This window comes from Streptomyces sp. NPDC052721 (genome assembly GCF_040678315.1).
GTDB lineage: Bacteria > Actinomycetota > Actinomycetes > Streptomycetales > Streptomycetaceae > Streptomyces.
Genome location: NZ_JBFATL010000041.1, coordinates 15,449 through 37,884 on the forward strand (window position 1 = coordinate 15,449; position 22,436 = coordinate 37,884).

Annotated in this window: 17 protein-coding genes; 10 read left to right on the forward strand and 7 right to left on the reverse strand. The window is 67.3% G+C overall.

All coding sequences use genetic code 11. From position 1 onward, the window contains the following. Positions 1-129: 129 nt before the first annotated feature. The gene (locus tag AB0L21_RS30885; protein ID WP_365707564.1) at positions 130-693 is read right to left on the reverse strand and encodes a TetR/AcrR family transcriptional regulator; all 564 of its coding nucleotides are present in this window, start codon (positions 691-693) and stop codon (positions 130-132) included. A 1,008-nt stretch (positions 694-1,701) separates the two neighbouring features. Here AB0L21_RS30885 and AB0L21_RS30890 point away from each other — a divergent pair. The 6 genes from AB0L21_RS30890 to AB0L21_RS30915 all read left to right on the forward strand — a co-directional run bounded on the left by AB0L21_RS30890 (position 1,702) and on the right by AB0L21_RS30915 (position 7,690). Further along, positions 1,702-2,259, forward strand: a complete 558-nt coding sequence (locus AB0L21_RS30890) for an ester cyclase (RefSeq protein WP_365787747.1) — start codon at positions 1,702-1,704, stop codon at positions 2,257-2,259. 234 nt (positions 2,260-2,493) lie between these two features. Then, entirely contained in the window at positions 2,494-2,961 is a 468-nt protein-coding gene (locus tag AB0L21_RS30895; RefSeq protein ID WP_365707560.1) for a ricin-type beta-trefoil lectin domain protein, read from the forward strand. Positions 2,962-4,085: 1,124 nt separating this feature from the next. After that, a complete protein-coding gene (locus AB0L21_RS30900) occupies positions 4,086-4,808 on the forward strand; it encodes a hypothetical protein (protein WP_365787749.1) in 723 nt (240 codons plus the stop codon). Positions 4,809-5,195: 387 nt separating this feature from the next. Further along, positions 5,196-5,696, forward strand: a complete 501-nt coding sequence (locus AB0L21_RS30905) for a C40 family peptidase (protein WP_365787751.1) — start codon at positions 5,196-5,198, stop codon at positions 5,694-5,696. A 42-nt stretch (positions 5,697-5,738) separates the two neighbouring features. Then, entirely contained in the window at positions 5,739-6,248 is a 510-nt protein-coding gene (locus AB0L21_RS30910) for an N-acetyltransferase family protein (RefSeq protein WP_365787753.1), read from the forward strand. A 200-nt stretch (positions 6,249-6,448) separates the two neighbouring features. Then, positions 6,449-7,690, forward strand: coding sequence for an alanine racemase (locus AB0L21_RS30915; RefSeq protein ID WP_365787755.1), 1,242 nt, complete (start codon positions 6,449-6,451; stop codon positions 7,688-7,690). Here the strand turns inward: AB0L21_RS30915 and AB0L21_RS30920 are convergent. Further along, on the reverse strand, positions 7,632-9,107 hold the full coding sequence (locus tag AB0L21_RS30920; RefSeq protein ID WP_365787757.1) for an amino acid permease: 1,476 nt from the start codon (positions 9,105-9,107) through the stop codon (positions 7,632-7,634). The two genes, AB0L21_RS30915 and AB0L21_RS30920, sit on opposite strands and share 59 nt — an antisense overlap. A 506-nt stretch (positions 9,108-9,613) precedes the next feature. Here AB0L21_RS30920 and AB0L21_RS30925 point away from each other — a divergent pair. Next, positions 9,614-11,305 carry a prenyltransferase/squalene oxidase repeat-containing protein gene (locus AB0L21_RS30925; RefSeq protein ID WP_365787759.1) on the forward strand — a complete coding sequence of 564 codons (1,692 nt, stop codon included), beginning with the start codon at positions 9,614-9,616 and terminating at the stop codon, positions 11,303-11,305. Positions 11,306-11,501: 196 nt separating this feature from the next. Here AB0L21_RS30925 and AB0L21_RS30930 read toward each other — a convergent pair whose 3' ends face one another. Next, the gene (locus tag AB0L21_RS30930) at positions 11,502-12,407 is read right to left on the reverse strand and encodes a hypothetical protein (RefSeq protein WP_365787761.1); all 906 of its coding nucleotides are present in this window, start codon (positions 12,405-12,407) and stop codon (positions 11,502-11,504) included. A gap of 429 nt (positions 12,408-12,836) precedes the next feature. On the opposite strand from AB0L21_RS30930, the gene AB0L21_RS30935 reads away from it, so the two are divergent. From AB0L21_RS30935 to AB0L21_RS30945, 3 genes are all read left to right on the forward strand, one after another. Continuing rightward, entirely contained in the window at positions 12,837-13,076 is a 240-nt protein-coding gene (locus tag AB0L21_RS30935; RefSeq protein WP_365787763.1) for a hypothetical protein, read from the forward strand. Positions 13,077-14,925: 1,849 nt separating this feature from the next. Continuing rightward, entirely contained in the window at positions 14,926-15,936 is a 1,011-nt protein-coding gene (locus tag AB0L21_RS30940; RefSeq protein WP_365787765.1) for a hypothetical protein, read from the forward strand. 163 nt (positions 15,937-16,099) lie between these two features. After that, a complete protein-coding gene (locus tag AB0L21_RS30945) occupies positions 16,100-16,432 on the forward strand; it encodes a WhiB family transcriptional regulator (protein ID WP_365787767.1) in 333 nt (110 codons plus the stop codon). 101 nt (positions 16,433-16,533) lie between these two features. On the opposite strand, the gene AB0L21_RS30950 is transcribed toward AB0L21_RS30945, so the two are convergent. From AB0L21_RS30950 to AB0L21_RS30965, 4 genes are all read right to left on the reverse strand, one after another. Further along, positions 16,534-18,624, reverse strand: coding sequence for an AAA family ATPase (locus tag AB0L21_RS30950; RefSeq protein ID WP_365787769.1), 2,091 nt, complete (start codon positions 18,622-18,624; stop codon positions 16,534-16,536). Between the two features lie 229 nt (positions 18,625-18,853). Further along, positions 18,854-19,288, reverse strand: coding sequence for an SRPBCC family protein (locus tag AB0L21_RS30955; protein WP_365707536.1), 435 nt, complete (start codon positions 19,286-19,288; stop codon positions 18,854-18,856). 66 nt (positions 19,289-19,354) lie between these two features. Continuing rightward, the gene (locus AB0L21_RS30960; protein ID WP_365787771.1) at positions 19,355-20,815 is read right to left on the reverse strand and encodes an MFS transporter; all 1,461 of its coding nucleotides are present in this window, start codon (positions 20,813-20,815) and stop codon (positions 19,355-19,357) included. Positions 20,816-20,989: 174 nt separating this feature from the next. Then, positions 20,990-22,333, reverse strand: a complete 1,344-nt coding sequence (locus AB0L21_RS30965; RefSeq protein ID WP_365787773.1) for a carotenoid oxygenase family protein — start codon at positions 22,331-22,333, stop codon at positions 20,990-20,992. Between the last annotated feature and the right edge of the window lie 103 nt (positions 22,334-22,436).

Here is a 22,436-nt window from a genome sequence, read left to right on the forward strand (position 1 = left end):
CGACGAAGAGGCCGATGGTGGGCGCCGAAACTCATACCGAAGTGGAATGAGTGATTGAACACTCACTCGATAGGGCGGAAAAAGGCGACCGCCGGGGGCATCCACTCGCGGACCGCCCGTCGGCGGGGGTCAGTAATGCGTGATTCCGGCGGTCAGGGTACGGGTCCAGGGTGCCGAGATCGCCTCGGCGTCGATGGAGACCAACAGGTGACAGAGCATCCCGACGGCGAAGAACTGCTGGACCTGCTCGTCGCTGCCGCCGGAGGCGCTTCGAACGTACTCGACGGTGCGGGCGTACCCCGTCCGCACCGCCTCCCTGATAGCGGGCTCCGAGACGGCGGCCGCCTGGGCGTGCAACTGGACCAACATCAGGTCGTTGTCGCTGATCAAGCGGGCATACGCGTCCCCCATCGAAGCGAGCACCGCCTCCGGGGTCACACTCCGGGCGCTCGACGCGCCGCCTTCAAGGGCGGCGCGGACGCGGACGAAGCAATGGTCGACGACGGCGGTGAACAGCGCCTCCTTGTTCGGGAAGAGGCGGTAGACGTACGCCTGCGAGATGCCCGCGGCCTTGGCTACGTCCGTAGTCGTGGTCCCGAAGTACCCTCGGGCCGCGAACGCCCCGATGGCCGTACGCAGCACCGTCTCCCTGCGCTCTTCTGCTGTTGACAGCTGGCGACGTTCCGTCTTCATGTGAGTACTCAACCACTCACTAAAGAAGGCGTCAAGCCGGGGAAGGCAGACAGAGGCTCAGGCTGCAGCCAACGGCCCAGTGTCAGGGGTGGTTGGCTACTCACACACCGGCAGACGGCCAGTGACGCGCTCCGCAGCTTGTTCCGGCACAGGAATGTCCATCCAACCCGCTCGCACCCACCCGGCAGGCGGCCGCCGCACGGCTGGGCCTGCCCTTCAGCACCTACCGCAGACACCTCACCGCAGACATCACCCGGCTGAGCGACGCGCGCGGCACGTTCACTGAACTGAGCAGCCCGTGGCCGCCAGTTACCCCGCGCTTCCCTACCCGGGTCCGGAAGACGGGGGGAAGATGCGCGAATCGCTCGCGCGCCTTCTCGGCATTGCCGTCGAGGGCCAGGTGCCAGGTGTGTGGTAACCGCAATGGACGGTCAGTCCGTCCGCCCCAGTCTCGGCCAGCCCCCCGCCCTTCGACAGCGGCACGGCGGAATTGCGGTGTGCGCCGGAATCACCCTGGACAGCTGTTCGCTCAGGGGGCGCATCATGGGGGACCGCGACTCCGCTTCCCTCCCCCCGCAAGACCGCGGCGACGCAGCACAGCGGGCCTGCTCCCCCTACAGCGCCTGCAACAGCGCGTCGAAGCTCTGCAAGTTCACGTAGAACGCCCCCGGCTGAAGTCGGCTTTGCGCAGATCCCGGACCTGATGCGCGTCCACTGGTGCCGGCCCCGATGCGAGCGGCCGGCCGTGATCCTGGCGGCGGCAACGCAGGGCGGTCGGCGCTCTGGTCAGGGGCGGACAGGCCGACGGGATCTCCTGGCGTCAGTCACGGCCGCACCTCCGGGCTGCGATGGAGCAGCCGTTCAGCACCCGCCTTAGTTAGAAGCTATTACGAACGCTCTTGACCATCACTCCGCGCATCAGTTATAACTTCTAACGAACACGCCAGCCACTAACAGGCGGAGGGCGGCACCACGCTCCTTCGCCAGACCGACTTGAGAGGCACCCTCATGAGCACCCACCGCATGCGTCTGCTCGTCCCCGCGGCCCTGGCCGCCCTGGCCGTCAGCGCCACGACCGCCGCAGCGTCCACCCCGTCCGCCGCACCCACCGCTCACTCGGTCACGGCACAGGAGCACCGGGCGGCGGCGAAGAACCCCAAGGCGATGCTCGATGCGTGGCTGCGCCTGTGGAACGGCGACTACACCCAGGCCCCGGGCATCATCTCGCCGGACTTCACCGTCCACGCCGCCCTCCTCGACGGAGGCGACGGCAGCAGCATCCGAGGCGCGGACGGCCTGGTCGCCTGGATCTCCCAGACCCGCGCCGCCTTCCCCGACCTGCGCTTCTCCCTGCAGATCGACCCCCTGGTCGCCAAAGACCACGCCTCCGTACGCTGGACCGCCACCGGCACCTACGCCGGCGGCTTCCCCGGAGCCAAGGCCCAGCCCGGCACAACCGTCACCTTCACCGGCACCGACACCCTGCGCATCAAGAACGGCAAGTTCGTCGAGTACTGGCTCAACTCCGACACCCTCCAACTCCTCACCCAGCTCCACGCCCTGTAAACACCCACCCCCTGCCACCCCGCCACCCCCACCAACGGTGAGGGCGGCGGACCGCACCCTGTGCCGCGTGCTCCAAGACGCCGACGTGCAGCCCGGAGCAATGTCCTTGGGGGCGCCGACAGCGCAGTACACGCCTCTTTCACAACACGCACTGAACCACGTCGGGTTGGCCGTCGTAGCAAGGATCAAACAGCCGCTGCCACCGACGCGATGCTGTTCCCTGAGGAGGATGTTGTGAACCACAAGCTGAAGACACTGGCTACGGCGGCCGTCGGCGCTCTTGCCCTCGTAGTCATGTCTGTCACTCCCAGTCAGGCTGCGACTGCCCATATCTACAAGAACCGCCACACAGGTCTGTGCCTGGCCGGAAAGGACCGCACAGTGAGTCAGTACGACTGCTCACTCGCCGGCACGTCAACGCCTCGGACCGGATGGACTACGTCAGTCGTGGACCCGAGGTACGGCTTCGCCCTGATCAGGCACGAGGCAACTGGTCTGTGTTTGGACACCAACGGAAGCAGTGTCTACCTGTCCGGTTGCTCCGCCCAGGACCTCGGCCAGGTCTGGATGTTCGGTAGCGATGGTGCGATTTCGCCTGTCGCCTTCGGCACGCAACTGACGGGGTGGAATGACGGTGGGGTGTCCATGAGGGCGGCCGGAGACGTGGACGTCATCAACAAGCAGAAGTGGGATGCGATCTGAGCCTTCTTCTCCTGCAGTTCGCGGGTGACGGTTCGGCTCCGTGACGCCGGGTCGCTGTGCTGGTGCCCTCACTCACCAACGTCTCAGGCCCTGCCTCCCAGGGCATGACGCCGTGGCGCTCCTCGGTCCGTACGCGTACGTGAGGAGACGGCGTAGACGTAAATCCGCACGCGGGCTGCATCCGTACCGGGCCGAGGGAGAGGGCCGGCTCAAGGCCCTCGTGAGGCGGCGCCGCAGGTCCAACTCGATCACGCGACCACCGCGTTCAACGCAGCGGAAGGGCTGCGGGTTCGACGGCGCCTTCGTCGCCGCCTTGGGGCCTGCCCGAGTCGGCCGCCGTAGCTGTTCTCACTCGTGGCCTTGGGCCACGGCATCGATATCCAGTGGTTCGAGCGCTATCGCGACAGCCACCTTCCGCGGCTGCGCGCTCCCCGGCCTATGCGCGCCGATCACCGGGTGCGCGTGGTACCCGCGGGAGCATTCCCGACGCTGCTTCACATCCAGCCGGCCGTGCGGCTTGCCCGCCGGACTTGTGACCGCCTGGACAGCACATGCCGTGACTCCGTGTTGTCCTGAGACGCCGTGCGCAAGTGGTGAACCGCCCCGTACGAACGGAGGCGATCGCTTGCCGTGACCTTGGTCGAAGCCAAGCGGCACTGCCACCAACAAGGACCGGATCATCCAAGGCTGCACACACACGTTGCTTCCGACCTGACCGAGTGCCGCAAGGACCTGAAGCGCCCCCACTCAATGACCTGTGAACCGACCCCTGCCCGTGCTCGTTGATCGAAGACGTTGAGCCCTCGCCGAACCCTTGTTGAAGGGACGAGCTGAATGATCAAAGCTTCCCGTCAAAAGCTGCTCAGGCACCAAGTGGGCGCCTCTCATGGGTTCCCCGCCTAACGAGGCAGCACCAAGCGAGCGGTTGATCGTCAGCTGGAGTCATACGGTCGATCCCATGGCTACCGTTTAGCTATTCAAGGAGATCATCAGTGAAGCCGCTACCCACAGGCGCGAGCGCTCTTCTTATCCGTACCCATTTCGCCTCGTCCCAGGTGTGGGAAGAGTTGCGTACCCTGATCCACCTGTACGCGACAGAAGGACTACTCCGTGATCTACGACTCGTGGACGATCCCGCGTTCGCCGACATGACGGCAGAACAGCTGCTCGACCTGGTCCCGGAGGACAGCGGCTGTGTCTACCTCGCCGTTATGGATGTGCAGACGGCGACGACAGGCTCCCGGGTTCAGGACCGGACGCTCCTGATGGTCAGCGCGGACCCGGCAGAGGAGGACCGAGGTCGCACCTTCAGAGCTCGGGTCTCCGACTTCGCCTCCATCGACGCCAACCTCTCCGTGGGTAATGCTACGTTTGGCGAGTATGTGGAAGTCGGTTTTGCAGCCAACGCCTACCCCCCTCCACACGGCGATGGCTCTCAGCGTCACTCTTTGAGACACAGGCTGCACGGCAAGCCGACGCTGACCGAGATGCTGCCTGGTACGTCTCTTAAATTGGGGTCAATGTCCTCTGGATGCGGAAAATATCTTCTCGTAAATCAAGACGACGGGGATGTAGTCATCTACCACACCCCGGACGGCACCCCTGTGTGGAGAACCGGAACGCAACTGGATGACGAGCTCCGCGGCCTGGCCAACCGCCTCGTCCTGCGAAGCAGCGGTGATCTGGTGGTGTTCGCGCCCACTGGCGTACAGCTGTGGAGCAGTGGCACGCAGGGACAGGACGTTCGACGCGCTGTGCTTGGGAACGACGGCAGACTCAGGCTGATCGGTGCCGACGGTGCCGCTATATGGTCGTCAGAGCCCGTGAACTACCCGCCGATCGACTGAGCGCTACCAGAGTGCGTACAAGGGATGGCGCGAGTACCCACAATGCAGCAGGCTGCCGATTCGTCGAGGGAGGCGTGGGAAGTCTCACCTACGAACCGATGAACAAAACGGTGCCGATAGACACCAACGCTCCACCGCCATCAAACCTGCACCCGGACCCGGTACCCCGCACTCCGCAGCCTGCGCTGCGCTTCGGCTGCCGTTGACGTCGCATGCCGGCGGTGGATACCAGAGCCGTAAGTCCGGCTACTGACGCGGGCCGGACCGGCCTCCCCCTGGTGCCTGACCGCCACGGTATCCGCTTGGCGGGGCAGTGAGCTCGGATCACCAACGTCGCCGACAGAGCCCGCGATCTTCACCGTGTAGATCCGAACCGACCGTCGCGAAATGCGTTGGCAGACCCCATTGCCTCGGCCTCACCATCTCCGCATCGATCCAGGCGCGTGCCGTGCGCTCCGGGTCCGTGTCACCTGGGGCGGAGGCACCCCCGAAGGGCCGAGCACCGGTTCCTGCGACGGAACGAACGGCTACGGTCCCGACGGGAAGTGCGCGGCGGCCGTCACCGCCGGTTTCGACTGCTCAAGCCTCGTGCAGTACGCCTACTGGCCGCTGATGCAGCTCCCGCGGGTCTCCGCGGACCAGCATGCCGCGACCGCGCAGCATCCCGTGGAACGCCATGCGCTGCGCCCGGGAGACCTCGTCTTCTGGCACAACGGGGAGCGCATCTACCACGTGGGTCTCTACGCCGGCGACAGTGAGGTGATCCACGCCCCTCGCACCGGCAAGGTCATCGCCCGGGTCCCGCTGGACGAGGCCATGCCCAAGGAGCACTACTACGGGGCCACCCGCCCCCTGGACGCGCGGCGGGAACCTACGGACGCCCTGTAGCACACCTCACCCCACCCCACCAGCACGGGAGGACGCAGCGCAGTGCCGCAGGAGATCGATGTCCGGCCGGCCGAGCGACGGGACCTGCCCGGAGTCCAAGCAATTCATCAGCACTATGTCAGCCTGGGTTCGGCGACCTTGGAAGAGGAGCCCCGGGCGGCACAGGCGTGGCAGGCTCTCCTCGATCGGCTGGCCGAGGGCAGCCTGCCCTTTCTGGTGACCGCGGCAGATGACACGGTCACCGGATTCATCTATGCCGCCCCGATGCACCCGGGACCCGCCCATCGCCACGTGGCTCAAGTCTCCGTCTACCTGGCCCCCGACGCGGTCGGAAGGGGCGTCGGCTCCCGGTTGATGAGCAGGTTCCTCCAAGAAGCGCGTGCCGCTGGACTCCGGGAGATCATCGCGCTGGTCAACGACATGGGCAGTGAGTCCACCGTGCGCTTTCTCAAGAGGCATGGATATACAGAGGCAGGGAGGCTGCGGGGAATGGGGATGAAGGACGGACAGGCCATCGACACCCTTCTCCTGCAACGCTCGCTCGGCCACTGATGCCGCCGGTCGAGGCCGGTGCGCTGCACCGGTGACCGTCACGGCAGTGCCCAAGACGCAGTCGCGGTCTGCCCCGGAGCCCGGGACGACGGACCACCTCGGCCATGGCATGCACGATCAGTCCGACCGGAGCGGTTGTCCCGACAGCGTGGGGTGGCTGCTTCGCCGTGCGGGAAACAGATGTACACGGAGGACGCCCTGTGCCGCTCACGCTCACCATCGACACCGTGCGGTGGCAGCGACACCAGCAGCGGGTCGCGGCGGAGTTCCCGGGGCTGGTCCCCGTCTGCAAGGGCGACGGGTACGGCTTCGGCCAGGACCTGCTCGTGCGCCGGGCGGCCGGACTGAATGTGCCGCTGCTGGCCGTCGGCACCGTCAAGGAGGCAGAGCAGGCCCTGCGTCTGTTCCGAGGTGATCTGATGGTGCTCATGCCTCACCAGGTCGGGGAGAGGTTCGGTCCCACCTCCGACCGGGTCATCCGGGTCGTGGCCTCACCTTTTGGGCACAGTGGGCTACGGGGCCGTCGAGTGATCGTGGAGCTGGCCTCGTCGATGCGCCGGCACGGTGTCACCCCGGACGAACTGCCGGCCGTACGGGCCGCCATGGGCGCCTGGGAGTTCGAAGGCTTCTCCCTGCACCTGCCGCTGCGACGTCACCCGGCTGCCAACGGGATCGAAGAGGTCAGCGCGTGGATGCGCCGTCTGGCCCGGGCCAGGGTGCCGGTCCGCACCATGTTCGTCAGCCACCTGTCGTCCCAGGAGATGGCCGCGCTGCACACGGCGTTCCCCGGGACCGCCTTCCGGCTGCGTGTGGGAACACGGCTGTGGCTGGGCGACCCGGAGGCAACTCGGTACAGCAGCGACGTCCTCGCTGTCACGCCCCTGGACGATCGCCGGCGGTCAGGCTGGTTCGGACGCCGGAGGACCACACGGCGGTTCCAGGTCACCGCGGCCGGCGGGATCTCGCACGGGGTGGGGCTCAAGGCACCCAGAACGCTGCAGGGCACACGAGAACGCCTCCGGCATGTCGCGGGCATCGGGTACGCGTCCTTGAACCTGCACCTGTCGCCCTTCCTGTGGGACGGACAGCGCTGCCGCTTCGCCGAACCTCCTCACCTCATGGAGTCCGTCCTGCTCCTGCACACCGAGGCGCCCCCGCAGATCGGCGACGAGATGCGGCTCAGTCTCCACCCGCCTGATGCCGTGAGGGAGTGTCCACCGAAGGATGCGGTGCCCTGGGATGCTGCCGGGCAGGAACGTGGTGTCCCCGCTCACCGCTCCGCCCACGGAAGCCGCCCTCATGGCACTCCTCATCGAGAAGTAGCCGAGAGCGAGGCGCCCCGGCCGGTCAGCCGGGACGCCGCACCTCATCGGTTACCCGTGCTCACACACGCTCACGATCCGCGTGGGCGGGCGACCGCACGACTCCCTCGCCCGCGGTGAGGGCGATCTGCGGGACTCGGGACTTCAGCACCGCCCAGCCGACCGTCAGACACACGGCCCAGCCCGCACCGACGTACAGGGAGATCCGGCCGTCCGGGTCCAGGGCGATGAAGACGGTCACCATCACAAGGAAGGCAAGGGCAATCCAACTGCACGCCGCGCCACCCGGCGCCGGGAAGGACGACGCGGACAATCGTCCCGCGCCCACTTGTCGGCGGTACAGGATTTGGCTGACGAGAATCATCACCCAGGTCCAGATGCCGGCTGCCGTCGCCACGGAGGTGACGTAACCGAACGCCTTCTCGGGAACGACGTAGTTGAGGACGACTCCGATGCCCATGAGGGCCACGGACAACGTGATGCCCACCGCCGGCGTCTTGCTGGCGCTCAGTTTTCCGAGGAACTGCGGGGCTTCCCCGTTGGAGGCCAGGTCTCGCAGCATGCGTCCGGTGGAGTACATGCCTGAGTTGCACGAAGACAGCGCCGCTGTGAGTACCACGAAGTTGACGATCCCCGCTCCAGCCGGGATGCCGATCTTCGCAAAAGCCGCAACGAACGGGCTGACGCCCGCCTGGAACTCGGTCCACTTGACGACCATCAGGATCACACTGAGCGCGCCGACGTAAAAGATGATGATCCGGACAGGCAGCGTGTTTATGGCCTTGGGAAGTGTCTTCTCAGGGTCTTCCGACTCTCCTGCGGTGACACCGACCAGCTCGACGGCAAGGTAGGCGAACATGACACCCTGCAGCGTCATCAGCGACGATCCCACGCCCTTCGGGAAAAAGCCGTCGTGAGCCCACAGATTTGACGCGCTCGCAGTGTCCCCGGCAGCGCTGAAACCGAAGGTGACGACTCCGAGGCCAATCACGATCATTCCGATGAGGGCCGTGACCTTCACCATCGAGAACCAGAACTCGATCTCGCCGAACAGCTTGACCGAGATCAGATTGGCGACGTAGAGGAGGACGAGGAAAGCGAACGCCGTGACCCACTGGGGTATGTCTGGAATCCAGTAGTTGACGTAGATCGCGGCTGCAGTGAGTTCTGCCATCCCGGTGACGACCCACAGCAACCAGTACGTCCATCCGGTGACGAAGCCCCAGAAGGGGCCGAGAAATTCACGCGCGTACTCTGCGAAGGATCCGGAAACCGGACGGTAAAGAAGTAGTTCGCCCAATGCGCGCATGATGAAGAAGACAACGACGCCGGCGAGTGCGTACATCAGGACGAGGCTGGGTCCGGCCTTCTCGATGTTGGCGCCTGCTCCGAGGAACAGGCCGACGCCGATCGCACCGCCAATGGCGATCATCTGCACCTGGCGGCTGCCCAGCCCTCGCTCGTAACCCTCCTCGGGCGTGGCTTCAGCGGCTGCACTGTGCGCGCTCTTCCTGTCATCGCCTCGTGTGGAGGCCATTGCACTATCCCTTTCTGCTCCACTCCGAGCCGCGCCGCGTCGGCGCTGGATCGGAGTTCGAATCTCCCCGGATGCCGATGGAGTGCGCGCCGACGGTCGGTCGGCGAGGGATCCCGGACAGGACAGGGATGGTGTCCGCCCAGGCGACGGAAGGTCTATCACGATCGGCACCATGGCCGAAATGGGGTGAAGCACGAGTTCCGCACCCTCTGAAGCGGGCAATCACGCCCTTAAGTGCATCGATCGATCCGACGCCCTGTTGTAATCGTTATGCGGATCTGAGCAACCGTTGAGCAATCTGGCGTTCCGCTTCAAGCTGTCCCGTGTTCAACAGTCAGTTGCAGTGGCCCCAACCCATGTCGGCGAGGTACCGCACGAGCAATCCCGTTCAAGCATCGAACCAAATGCGCCGACGCGACGTTGCTGCACAGCAGAGGACCTGCAACCAGTTCTGACGCATGCCGGCAGGTGCCGCAGAAACCGGTCGGGCACTTCGTGACGGTGAAGTGTCGACGCGCAAGGAGGCAGAGAGCACGTTGAACGCCATGTCCGTGTCCGCAGTGCACGATGTCTCCGGACTCGAAGCGTCTATCTCGGCCGCCGTCGAGGGGCTATTCGCACATCAAGGGGAGACGGGCGCCTTCGGCCCTGCCCACACCCGATACTCCCCCGCTCACAGCGCGCTCGCTCTCATCGCACTGCACTTGGCGGCGCCGACGGACACGGACGGCCTCATCTCTCGCGGTATCACCCAGCTGTGCCGCACCCAGCGTTTCGATGGAGGCTGGTCCTCACACCCCTACGGGTCCGAGCCTTTGGCCACTGCTTTGGCGTTCGATGCCCTGCGGCTGATCGCGCCCGAGCGAGCAGCACGGAACATCGCAGCCGCCGGCACCCTCGTGAACCGGATCGGCCACTCACAGGGAGCCACCACCGAGGCGTCGGCCGGTAGTCACGAACGCTTCCTCTTCGCTCCGACGGTCGCGCTCCAGCGGGAGGCGCCCCGGCTGCCCCTGAGCTGGGGCGCAGCACGAAAGCGGCTGAGCCTGCAATTGCCGGCTGTAGCGAGCCTCAACCTACGGGGCAGTCCGCGGGATCCCGGTCATCCGCTGAGCCGAGTGCTCACAGCTCGAACGCGTGCGTCTGCTCTGGCTCTGATCCGGCAGCTCCACGACCACGAGGGCGCCACCGGGGGGTTCGCGGCAGATCCCATGCTGACCAGTCACATCTGCATCGGGCTCATCCACTCGGGGCTCGGGGCGGACATCGTCCGTGCGTCCATCGAGTGGCTCAGGGCGGCCGGCAGTGGGACCGGGGAATGGTCCCAGGCCCCGTTGCATGTCAGATGGACGAGCCTCGCGTGTTCCGCGCTCGCGGAGGCCGGCCAGTCGTCCGATGTCAGGCTCACGGCCGCCGCAGCCGTGTTGAGACGGACGCAGCAGCAAGCGGCCTTCCCCACCCTCGGCTCCCCCGCCGGAGGCTGGAGCGCCTCGGGTGGCTCGGGCTGGCCGACTGCCCTGGACACGGCAGAGGCTGTTTCCGCCCTGTCAAAACTGGCTCTCGCCGATTGCTCTCCACAGATCCGGGACGGCGCCGACTGGTTGGTGGCCCAGCAGGACTCGGCAGGCTCGTGGAGTTACGCCGTGCGCAACACCGTGCCGGGAGCCTACGGACCATGTGCTCACCTGACGGCCAAGGCCGTATGCGCATTGATCGACGCGGGAGCTGCCGCCGATGACAGGTACGTCAAGAAGGCCCTGGCCTGGCTCGCCCGGCAGCAGGAACCGTCCGGACACTTCACGGCTATGTGGTATCGGGGCTACACCATCCCCACCGCCGCGGTCGTCGAAGCGTACTGCGGGACCGTCGGACGACGGCATCAGGTGACCAGACGCGCTTGTGAGTGGCTTCTTGGCACCCAGCGGGAGGACGGCTCCTGGAGCGCCGGACAGAGCGTCGGCGTCAGCACGGTCGAGGAGACCGCTTCCGCTCTGCGCGCGCTTCGGATGGCCGGCATGTCCTCCTACGCGCCACCGATCGTTCAGGGTGTGAAGTGGCTCATGTCCCGGCAGCGAACCAACGGCACGTGGCCCGCAGAGCCCGTGAACGAACACCTGCGGTTTCAACACCGATACGCGGACGACCTGGTGGCCACCTCCTTTGCTTTGCAGGCCCTCGCCACGATGCGCGGAAGCTGACGGCCGGGGTCGGCGGGCGCCGGAGAGGCACGCCAGAATGAGACAGCGGTGTATTCGTCCCGTGACGGCATCGGGTCCCTGCCGCCCAGGCCGGCACCACCAGGTCAGGCACCTCGCATCTTCCGGGCCGACGGCGTACTCCGGACGGTTCCGCGCCTGCTACTGCGGCCCATTGCGGTGTGTCTCCCCCACGTCGTCACCCCAAGGGTCCTGCACACCGCTCAGGCCAGCCACGGGCGGGATCCTCTCGGAATCCGTGTGTGTCGAGGGCTTGTTCCAGCCGCTCCAGCGCGGATCTGTCCTCCTCGCTGAGACCTCCCGTGGAGGACTCGCTGTCCGCCCCCGGGGCGATTTCGCGCAACAGGAGGATGCATCCGGCGGCGTTTTCACGTGCGGCGAGCATCCGCAGATGGGTACCGGGAGCGAAGACCAGTTCGCTCCGCTCGCCGGAGTTCTGTCCGAGGAGGGCACCGACACGGCGTGCGGTGGTGGACCAGATCGCGTACCGAATGCCGCGTGCCCGGGCGTGCGTCAGTGGCAGGGCACTGAACGGCGCCGGGTCGCGCAGCGCCTGCCCGATCTCCGGGATGACGGCCATGTCGGAGCCGCCCCGGACGGCCACGCCACGGTAGGTGGGAAGAGCACTCAGCCCAGACGTCAGGCACGCCGCGTACGACAACAGGTCGGGTTCCCCGGTGCGAAGGGACCTGACGAGTTCCTCGTGATGCAGTGGCCCGGGAGCGCCGGTCAGATAGATATGTACGGCCACGAGGTCGGCCCGAACGGTTTCCTGGTCAAGGCTGCGGAGCGTGGGCATCCGCAACAGCGCCCGGGTGACTGCCGCATCATGACTGACCCACTGCTGTTCGGCCAGGCGCCGGAAGGCCTCACGGTCGCCGGCGGTGCTGCGGCGGGCCGGGATGACGGTCCGCGGTCGTGCGGCGGCCACCGGGCGGGCACGTTCACGAGCTGTCGCGACGTCCGCGGAAGCGGGCGAGGAGGGGGTAGGCGGCAGCTCTTCGTGATCGGTGTTGTGTGATGAATCGGTGGGGCCCGGTCGCAATGGCGCCGCTTCGGGTCCGCGCGGCTTCGGGGCGGCCACGGCTCCAGCCGGGCTCGCGGACATTGCAGGGGGAGTCACCTCGGGCCGGGGACTTCCTGGCTGCTCCACGGCGGACTCCCCGGCCAGGACCGGCGGCCTCGCCGGCACGTGGGCCGGCGGTACAGGTCCCGCCTCCTGGTCGCGCGGCCGGGCGACGGTGCGGGGCATACCGGTCGGCGCGACAAGGGGTACCTTCTCGGCCTCGTGTGCTGCGAGCAACGCCCTCTCGGTTGTTTCCGACATCAGGCGGGGTCCGGCGGCGGAGACGGTCCTGGCGGACGGACGGGGCTCGACGTGACCGCGTCGGTCCGCGCGACCGGCTTCTGAGGCGTTTGCGTTGTCCTGGGATCGTGACGCCATTTCCGTGGCGCCCACGGTGGCAGGCCCTGTGCCGTGCCTGGAGCCCGCGCCCGGGACGAGGGCCACCCCATGGCGGACGGCGAACCGTCGCAGACGTCGTCCTCCGTCCGCGAAGACGCCACGCGCCCGCAGAACGGCCTGGGCGCGGGTGTCCGCGTCGAGTTCCATGAGCAGCCTGAACAGGGCGGGCATGACCGAGTCGTCCACCGGCTGGCCGGGCCGGCCTATGTCGATCGTCATCCTCATGGGGTCCGGCTGTTCGGCCGCCAGCGCGACGGAAGTGCCCAGTGGGACGACGGCAAGGCCTGACCGGGTCACGGTCGCCTGCCATCCATCGGAGAGGCGAATCGTGCCGGGCACGGATTCGTCGAGGTCTGGAACGGGGCTGTGCCAGCGACCCAGGAGCGGAGCCGGGGACAGCGTCGAGTGCGGCTCGGACGAGGGGCGACAGACCACGGATTCGACGAAGGGGTGCCAGGTAGGGGTCGCGCCGGAGCCGAGCAGGACCGGGCGTGGCGTCGTTCCGTCGGGGCCGTCAGCGGCCAGCGGTACTCCTGTCATCACTTCGACGGTGTCGCCCATGAGGTCGGCGACGTCCTGGGCGAGAGGCAGCAGATCCATGCTGTCGCACGAGGCGAGCCTGGTCGCGGTTCGGACCGGGCGGGGAAGTGTGGCCAGCAGAGTGGCCACGTCACCGGACGGCACGTGCGCACCAGTCTCGGCGATGGCGACGAGCAGGGTCGCCCGCTCCGGTTCCATGGGAACTGCGTAGCAAAGGTCGGCCGCCGCCGGCGGGCGGACTCTGGTCGGCCGGATCAGCACACCGGCGGGGATCTGCTCGACCAGGCACCCACTGGAGGTTTCCCTCGGCAGCTTCGCGATGTCGTTCTGCCACGACGGGGCGGGGGTGCGAAGTCCCAAGGGGCGGGCCTCCTCGCCGGGGGGAAAGCGCCACCAGCCTCCGTCACGTCGCGCTGAGCCCAAGGTGAACAGCGATCCGCCGGGGACGATGAGTACGGTTGCGTCGGACGCCATGACCTCGATGTTCCAGGCTTCCGCTATGAGTCGGGCCAGAGGAGGTCTCGCCGGGGTGCCTGCACCGGCCCCGGACATGACGAGGCGCAGAGCGGCCCTGCCACTGCCCTTCACGGAGTCGAGGGCCTCACTGAGGCACTTCCATGTTTCGGGGCTGTGGGGCGCGGTCACTACCAAGGTGGCGGTGTCCGGGTCCGAACCCGCCACCCCTTCCAGATCGGCCATCTCCCCGGTGCCGGGTGGACCGCCGGGCTCCCTGATGAGCAGTACGCCTTCGACCGTCTCGAACTGCGGTCCCGCACTCTCCGCGGATGCGCGCGCCGTCGGGCGGCCCAAGCCGGGGGGCGAGGGCTCCCTGCGGTGACGGGTGAGCCGGGAAGCGGCGGCGTCCCACCAGGTCATGCGTTGCCTACCAGGACGACCGGGACCTGACTGCCCACTGCCTGCCTCGCCGCTGGGTCGGCGCCGATGTCGCGGTTACTCGTCGCCCGCTGCGGCGGTTCTGGGCCGTCGCCCCTGTCGCCGACTACCTCGTAAGGTGCTTCGCCGGTGACCTCACTGCCGTGCAGGACATCGTGGCGGGGGTCCTGAGCCATGGCTCCTCTTCGGCGGGCAATTCACCCAGTCGCGCGAATCTCCTTCTTCACTACGCAACGGCTGTGTCGTGCCGGCGGTTCGGTCGGTCCGACGAACACGTCCCTGAGCCCCTCACGTGCTACAGCGGTCGATGTCTCAGCGCGCCGCGGTGGGTGAACCGGAACCGCTCGGAGCACGTTGTGCCAAGGAGCAGCAGCACGACATACGTTCTGCGCTGGTGTCCGGTTGCCCGAACCACCACACCCTGGGAGGAAACATGCCTGCGGCGGACGATGCGCTGGGTGGGACACGTACCGAGTCCTCGAGGTCTGAGGCCGGCACAGCGCCGGCAGTGCGTAGGGCGGTCGCCCTGCCGGAGACCCCGGGGGATCCGGGCGAGCACTTGTCGCCGGGTGATGCCGTACGAGCCGGCAACGGGGGCTCGGTTGCCCAGGTTGCCTCGGCCACGGATGACCGCGATGGGGATTCGGAGCGAGCGCCGACGCCGGCGGCCTCCCAGCCCGGTGGAGAAGTTGCACGGGATGTCATGGGTGCGCCTGCCCAGGAATTGCCGGACGCGGAGGCGGCTGCACGGGCAGAGGGCGGCGCTCCGGAAGCTGAGAGTGGCGCCGATGCCACCTCCGCGTTGTCATCCACAGCTACGCCCCCGCCCGCCGGTTCGTCGGGCGGGACATCGGACGAGTCGACGCCGTCGAACCGTCCCAAGAAGCCCATGCTGGCCGCAGCCGCACTGGCCGGAGTCGTCCTCCTGACGGTCCCGCTGCTGCTGGCAGGCGGCGACAAGGACAAGCCCGTCGCCAAGGGCAACGTCTCACAGGACACGGTGCTGACGGGTGGCGGCGCCACCCAGAACGCGGGTGTGTATGTTCCCGACCAGGCGGACGACGGCAAGAACAGGAACGCCTACGAGCGAGCGACTCCCTCGCCGACCAACCACGCAGATCCGGAACAGAACGACGCCCCCGACACTTCAGCGCGGGAGGTGACGCGTGGTGGCGGCGAGCGAGGCGGGACCACATCCTCCGGCGGCAGTCCGACGCACGGGTCGAGTGACGCCACCCCTTCTTCCGAAAAGAAGACGGCGAAGAAGGCCGATCAGCAGACGGCCAAGGCCCAGGAAGCGGCGCCGGCACCGAGCTGGGAGAAGACGGCCCGTCGGTTCACCAACGGACACAGCGGGATATGCCTGAGCCGCATAGAACCCGGCCGCTTCGTGGGGCAGAGTGCCTGCGGCTCCGACACCTGGACGCGGATGGTGCTGGGTACAGGTTATGTACTCATCAAGCACGCCGAGTCCAACATGTGCTTGGACACTGACGAGAACGAGCTGTATGTGTCCCCATGCACGGACAAGGATCCCGGCCAGCGCTGGCGGACGCCCTCGGCCGGTGGCTGCACGGTCTATCTGGAGAGCATCGGCAACCGTTATCTGACCGGATGGAACACCAACACAGCGTCGATGCGGTTGAAGGACGACGCGGACGACCCGGCGAAGCAGAAGTGGCGGGTGTCCCCGGCCCTTTCGAGCGGCTGCTGAGACCGGCCATGCCACCGCAACGCCCCGGGACAGGCAGTAACGACACGGTTATCGATGCGCCGGCACGGACACCTTTGCTCCTCCCATCGCGCTACTGCTGCGGCGGCATCCGTCCGCCCCAGCGCGGCGGCCGCGTACCTGCGGTGCCGCAGGAATGACATAGATGATTGTGAATAGCGTGCCCATGCCCTTTGTCACAGGCGCCGAGGCGTGCACCACGTACGACGGCTTCTTTCTCGACGAGTACCCCGTCGACAGCCACCAGGTGCAAGCGGCGACAGCGTTGTGTCGCCGCTGCCCGCTGGTCCGCGCCTGCCTCATCTGGGCACTCGACAACCCCACACTGGCCTACGACGGCATCTGGGGAGCGACGACCCCATCACAGCGCAAAGGGCTGCGACAACGCCTGCTCCGTCGACTGGGACGGGAGGGGACGTCCCGTACGTTGCGTGCCGAGTACGACAAAGCCATGGCCTCCTTACCGAGGGTGGCTTGAGTTGGGTCTTACGCCGTAACCGCCCTTCGCCGCCCTGCACGGGGACCCCCTGGAGACCGTCCACGGCGTGGCCGGCGGCGACAGCGCCGTCCACCTCCCGCTCACTGCGGCACGGCCGCGGTGTCGCCGCCAGGGGTGAGGACGTCACGCAGTCGTACGGCCGCTTCCGCGATTCCGTTGTCCAAGTGGCGCCGGTAAGTACTGAAGGGCATACCGAGACGCGCCGCCACCCCCCGTTGCGTGGTGGTTCGCCCGAAATAGGTGGCCGTCAGGGCTTGGTGGTACTTGGCCGTGGTGAGGTCCCCGCGCATCGACTCCACGACGTCCCGCAGTTTCTGCAGAAGAGCGACGGCCCGCTCCTGCGGCGTTCCCTCAGGGATGAATTGCAGCAGAGGGCTGGCGGCGACCACGTCCTTGTGGCTCCAGGCGCGAAACAACGTCCGCACGGCCTGGTTCCATTGCTCGCCGTCCAGCTCTTCCACACCACCGCGTCCGGCCCGGGGCGGCGGCGCGGGGGTCGGCGCCGCCGTTTTCGCCTCGGCGTTGGGCCCGAACAACATCCGCTGCGACAGCGTCTCCAGCCACAGGTCGACGGGCAGCGCCTTCCAGTCCATGACGAAGACCGTTTGCTGACGGCCGTCCGGCGTCTGGCCCCCCTCGACGCACTCGTGTCCGAGGAAGGCCATCTCCTTCTCCCAGAACTCTCGGTTCTCCAGCACACGCCCGGACCAGACCATGCCATCCGTACGCAGCCAGTCGGCGAGAATGGTGATGCGCATCAAGTCGAACGTGGGGCTGGGCTGTTCCTCACCGTCAGCCTGGACGAGATAGCGGGCCAGCCGCATGACTCCGCCACCCGGAAGCGCCATGCCGCCGTCGTAGTGGCGCATGAGCGCGGCGATCACCGGGTCGGCGGCTGCGTCCTGCGCGGTGAAGACGTCGCAGCGGAGGTGGGCGAGAAAACCCAGCGGGGTGTTGTCGACCGAGCTCCGGTAGAGCGTGAAGGCTTCCGGCTGCCTGTCGAACCAGTACTCCACGTCCTCGACACCGCCTCCGCGCCTGCTGCGCCCGGCCATACTGAGCACCGTTTCCCGGTCCTGAGCACCGCACGGTGTCCCGTACACCTCACCGTTTCCCCGCCACGAGTGGTACGCCATTTTGAAAGGCCCGTGAGTCAGGAGGAAGTTCGCCGCACGGGCGGCCATGAGCACCGCGGGCCCCGAGGCCGTTCTGATCTGCTCGATGGCGTAGTCACGGACCTCACCGTGCATCTTCCGGTATCCGGCGAAGTCCCGCCAGCGCAGATCGGCGTCAAGCGCTTCCCGCACCACGTCATGCGGATAGAGGCCGCCCGCTCCGGCCTCGATGAAGGGCAGGTTGCGCAGCCACTCGAACAGCTCGACGGCGCAGTCGTCGCCGAAAATGCTACGCAGAAGTGCCTCGGAGGTGGTCATGGCATGGGCACACACCTCCAGGGCGTGCCGGTGCATGGGGGTCGGGGTGCTGCCTACGAGGTGACGCAGCAGCATCTCGACGACGTTCGGGGTGGGCTGCCAGTCCATGGCCGGCGACGTGCTCCGCGAGACGACGGCGGCGGTCAGGCTCAGGGCGAGCGGATAGCGGCCGGCGAAAGAGGTCACGGCATCGTAGAGCGCCGGTGGCACCCCACGCGCCCGGATGAGACGCAAGGCGTCTTCCTGGGACAGGTCGCCCAGCGGAAGAACGTGGAGCGTCTCGTCCCATGCCGAATCGAGGTACCACTCGCTGGACGGCGCTTCCCTGCCTGCCACGACGACGGTGATGTCGTGCGGCAGCATCGGCAGGAAGCGTTCGCGGAGCCAGCCTTCCAGCCCCTGGCATCGCTCGAACGTGTCGATCAGGAGAACAGCCCCGTCGGGGACCGCGCCCACCGCCGCCTCGAAAGCAGCCGGTGATGGATCGGTCCACCTGCCGTCGACGTCTATGACGTGTCGCCCCAGGCGCGTGGCCTCTTCCGCGAAGCGCCTGAGCAGGGTGCTCTTACCGACGCCACCCGGCCCGTGGATGTACAGCACCGAGGCGAGGCCACGCTCCAGGAGAGTTCGGCGGAAGAGCGACAACTCCTCTTGGCGACCGACGAACACCTTCTGCCGGCTCTTGGCGAGATGACCCTCCAAGCTCTGCCCGTCGGTGATGTTCATGACGAACGACACAGCGGACACCTCCTTCATCAGCCCCTTTACGACCCGTCTGCCATCGGACGGTTCACTTGCCCAAAACGTCAGAATCGCCGAAGCGGTTCGAAACGTAGCCGGCGTGACTTTCGGGGCGGGCGGAGGAGGTGGCTGGCCCGCAAGGTCCAGCCGGCGAGCCTGCTGCTCGACCGGCTGGACCTTGCGAGGAAGGTACTGAGCGGATGTCTTCAGACAGTTGGTGAAGTCGTCACTGCTCGGCGCGCTGCTTGAGCGCTGCGAGCCACGCGGTCAGGGAGTCGTGCAGAGCCTGGCCGAGTTCTGCGGCGGCGGCTTCGACGACAGCGCCGCTCCAGGATTCCTCGGTGCTGACGGTGACCTGACCCCCGGACTGCTCGAAGGTCCACACATGAACGCCCTCGATCCCGTTGGCCGGGCCGCCCCACACGATCCGCTCCCCAGGAACGATCTCGCGGATGGTCGACGTGATGTCCAAGCCGTGGGTCTTCCAGTGGAAGGAGTTACCAGGGAGCAACGGACCGTTCAGCACGGCCTGGTCCACGTCCGCGTTCCACTCCGCCCAGGAGTCGACGTCGGTGTGCAGGGCCCACACTCTCTCGACGGGCGCGTCGATCACGGTCGACAGACGGACGATGACGGGAGCATCCTGATCGATAGTGAACATATCGGCATATTCCTTTCAAAGAGCACATGATGCAGTAATGGTGCGTGACACTCCGTGGTGTGTCGGTCATCCCTTGGGGGCGTTGACCGCAGGAGCGGACGTGGGCGCGGGAGTCGCCGTGGGGACGCTGGGGCGCCGGGTGAGCAGGACGGCGAGCAGGGCGGCTGTGGTCAGCACGGCGGCCGAGACGCCGAAGGCAACGCGATAGCCCGCTGCCAGCGCCTCCAGATATGACTGGTGAGCCGATACATGGTTCGTGACGGAGCCGGCGAGAGTGGCCAGGACTGCGAGACCGATCGCGCCGCCGACCTGACGGGAGGTGTTGACCAGGCCGCCGGCCAGACCGGCGTATTCCTTGGCAACGCCTTCCACGGACAGGGCCGTCAGCTGGACGAAGGCGACGCTCAGGCCCAGGCCCACCAGAATGCTCGGGCCGAGAATGTCCACGAGATAGCTGCCGTGTGCGCTGATTCGTGACAGCCACAGCAGTCCTGCCGCTTCGGACAGCAGCGCGGCGGCGACGGTCGCCGTGGCTCCGATGCGGCGCACGATGCGTGGCGCCAATGTGGACCCCAGCATGTTGGCCGCGGCGAGCGGGAGTTGACCAAAGCCGGTCATCAGTGGACTTGAACCAAGGACCTGCTGCTGGTAGAGCGGCAGGAAGAAGAACAGGGCGATCCATACCGAACCCAGCAGCGCCATCAAGAAGTTGCCTTTGGTGACGCGGCCGGCACGGAGCAGTTGCACCGGTAGCAGGGGGTGGGGATGACGAAGCTCGATCAGGACGAATGCGGCCATGAGCACAGTGGCCAGGCCGAAGGCTGCCAGGACTGATGCGTCCGTCCAGCCGGACCGGCGTGCGGTCGTCAACCCCCACACCAGGGCAGTCAGGGCGAGTGTCACAGCGGCGGTTCCCAGCAGGTCGAACCGCCCTGCGGCTGTACCGGTCCTCTGGTGCCGGACGAACGCTGCGACCGCGGCCAGCACCCCGAAGGCACCGATCCCGACGGCATAGAAGATCGATGACCAGCCCCACGTCTGTGTCAGGACACCCCCGAGCAGCACACCGGCCGCTCCACCGGCACCCGACACCGCGCCCCACACTGCCAGTGCCTTGCCGCGGTTCGGGCCGGGCGGGAAGACGTCCATCACCAGAGCCAGGGCCGCAGGTGCGATGGCCGCGGCACCCACTCCCTGGGCGGCGCGCGCGCCGATCAGGACGGCCGAAGTGTCGGCCAGCCCCGCCGCTACCGAGGCCGCGCCGAACAGCGCGAGGCCCGCAAGCAGGACGCTGCGTCGGCCCAGCAGGTCCGCCACACGGCCTCCGGCCAGCAGCAGCGCCCCGAAGGCCAGGCCGTACGCGTTGATCACCCAGGTCGTGCCGTTGTCCGACAGGCCCACGCCGGATCGGATCTGGGGCAGCGCCACATTCACGATCGAGGTGGCCAGCATGACAGTGAACTGGGCTCCGGCCAGGGCTGCGAGAGCGGCGCCCGGGCCGCTTGCGGTCCTGGATGACTTGAACATGGCAACTCCATGTGCGATTGACCACTCAGTGATGGCGAAGCGGGGGAAGCACATCCTTTACAGGCCCGGCGAAGGCAGCTCGGTGAGTGCTGCGAGTTTCGGCGGCGCGTCGCCTGCCGGTCGGCCCGTTGAGCGGGCCGACCCAATGGTGGCGCCGTCCCCCGAGGTAAGAGATCAGTCGCGGTCCGCGATCCAGGAACCGTGGATACCGGCTGCGACCCGGCGCGGCAGGTGAACGGTCGCCACCGGGCCGCCCTGGATGTCCGAGGCATCCAGGACCAGCAGGCTTGAGGCGTCGACGTGCAGATCACTGACCACCGTCAGCAGGTACCCGTCGTCCTCGGACGTGGCGCCCTCGGCCGGTACGAAGACCGCCTCGCTGGGGAGCTGTCCGTCGCCGACGTGCCGGACCTGCCGGCTACCGGTGATCCGGTCGTACTTGACCACGCCGAAGTTGCCGACGCCTCGCTCGTCGGGGAACGAGATCGCGTACTGGAAGCGGTGCTCGCGACCCATGAGGTCCTCATTGATCGTGGGGAACTCCACGACCAGGTCGTCGACGATCCGCTCACCCACGGTTCCCGTTGCCAGGTCGATCACCCACTGGCGGTTGAACGAACGCGAGTTGGGGACGGCACCTCTCTCCGGAGACCCGACCCACCAGTTCCACGACGTGCGGAACCCCTCCCGGTCCACAGTCGGACCCTCAAGGACGATCCTGCCCTGAGCGTCCTCATAGGCGTTGGCGGCGTGCAGCATCGACCCCGGCTCGATGTCGAACCAGCGGATCGCCGCCGCCCCGCCACGCCCGCGGGGCATCACGCCGATCCGGGCGGGCTGTTCGTCCCTCCAGGCGTAAGGGATGCCGGACGTCTCCGTGTGGTCGAAGGTCACCGTTCCCTCTACGAAGACGACGTACCGCTCGGTGATGGCGAAGTCGTGCTTGAGAGAGGCCGTGGCACCCGGCACCTCCTCGCTGTGGACCAACTCGCCCTTCTCCGAGGAGACGTGGTAGGTCAGGTAGGGCGGGAACGGCGACGAGCTGAAGAAGTGCAGCTCCCCCGAGACCGGGTCGTGCCGGGGGTGCGCCGTCATGACGTTGGTGAGCTTGCCGTCGAAGTCGTAGGCCCCCACGGTCGCGAGCTCGTCGGTCAGCTCGAACGGAAGGGCCGACTCGCACAGGGCCAGCAGCCTCCCGGCATGCTCGATGACGTGCGTACCCGCGGTGCTCGCCGTCAGATCGGGGCCGTTCTCGGTCATGTACGGCGCGCCCTCCAGCGCCGGCGTCCGCACCCAGCGGTTGCGGTACCACTCCGCCCGGCCGTCCCTTATGCGGATGCCGTGCACCATGCCGCTGCCCTTGAACCAGTGGGTGGGAGTGACGCCGGGCTTGGGGTTGTGGCCGTTGCGTATCAGCCGCCCGGACAGCTCAGGCGGCAGCTGCCCGTCGACGACGAGGTCGTGCGCCCTGATCTCATCCACGTGCGGGGTGTAGTGCCCCGAAAGGTACGGCTTCATGGAAGTTCCTTCCCTTCTTGACGCGTTGCGGTGAACCGCTGGGAGGTCACTGCGCAGCGGTAGCAGAGGCGTGTCGGGTTAAGACGTCGGAAAGCCGCGGCGT

Bases quoted from the DNA above. Each gene is read 5' to 3' on its own strand.
- AB0L21_RS30890 (WP_365787747.1), top strand. From the start codon at position 1,702: ATGAGCACCCACCGCATGCGTCTGCTCGTCCCCGCGGCCCTGGCCGCC.
- AB0L21_RS30940 (WP_365787765.1), top strand. From the start codon at position 14,926: ATGGGTGCGCCTGCCCAGGAATTGCCGGACGCGGAGGCGGCTGCACGG.
- AB0L21_RS30960 (WP_365787771.1), bottom strand. From the start codon at position 20,815: ATGTTCAAGTCATCCAGGACCGCAAGCGGCCCGGGCGCCGCTCTCGCA.
- AB0L21_RS30935 (WP_365787763.1), top strand. From the start codon at position 12,837: ATGGCGGACGGCGAACCGTCGCAGACGTCGTCCTCCGTCCGCGAAGAC.
- AB0L21_RS30885 (WP_365707564.1), bottom strand. From the start codon at position 693: ATGAAGACGGAACGTCGCCAGCTGTCAACAGCAGAAGAGCGCAGGGAG.
- AB0L21_RS30905 (WP_365787751.1), top strand. From the start codon at position 5,196: ATGCGTTGGCAGACCCCATTGCCTCGGCCTCACCATCTCCGCATCGAT.
- AB0L21_RS30945 (WP_365787767.1), top strand. From the start codon at position 16,100: ATGATTGTGAATAGCGTGCCCATGCCCTTTGTCACAGGCGCCGAGGCG.
- AB0L21_RS30920 (WP_365787757.1), bottom strand. From the start codon at position 9,107: ATGGCCTCCACACGAGGCGATGACAGGAAGAGCGCGCACAGTGCAGCC.
- AB0L21_RS30955 (WP_365707536.1), bottom strand. From the start codon at position 19,288: ATGTTCACTATCGATCAGGATGCTCCCGTCATCGTCCGTCTGTCGACC.
- AB0L21_RS30965 (WP_365787773.1), bottom strand. From the start codon at position 22,333: ATGAAGCCGTACCTTTCGGGGCACTACACCCCGCACGTGGATGAGATC.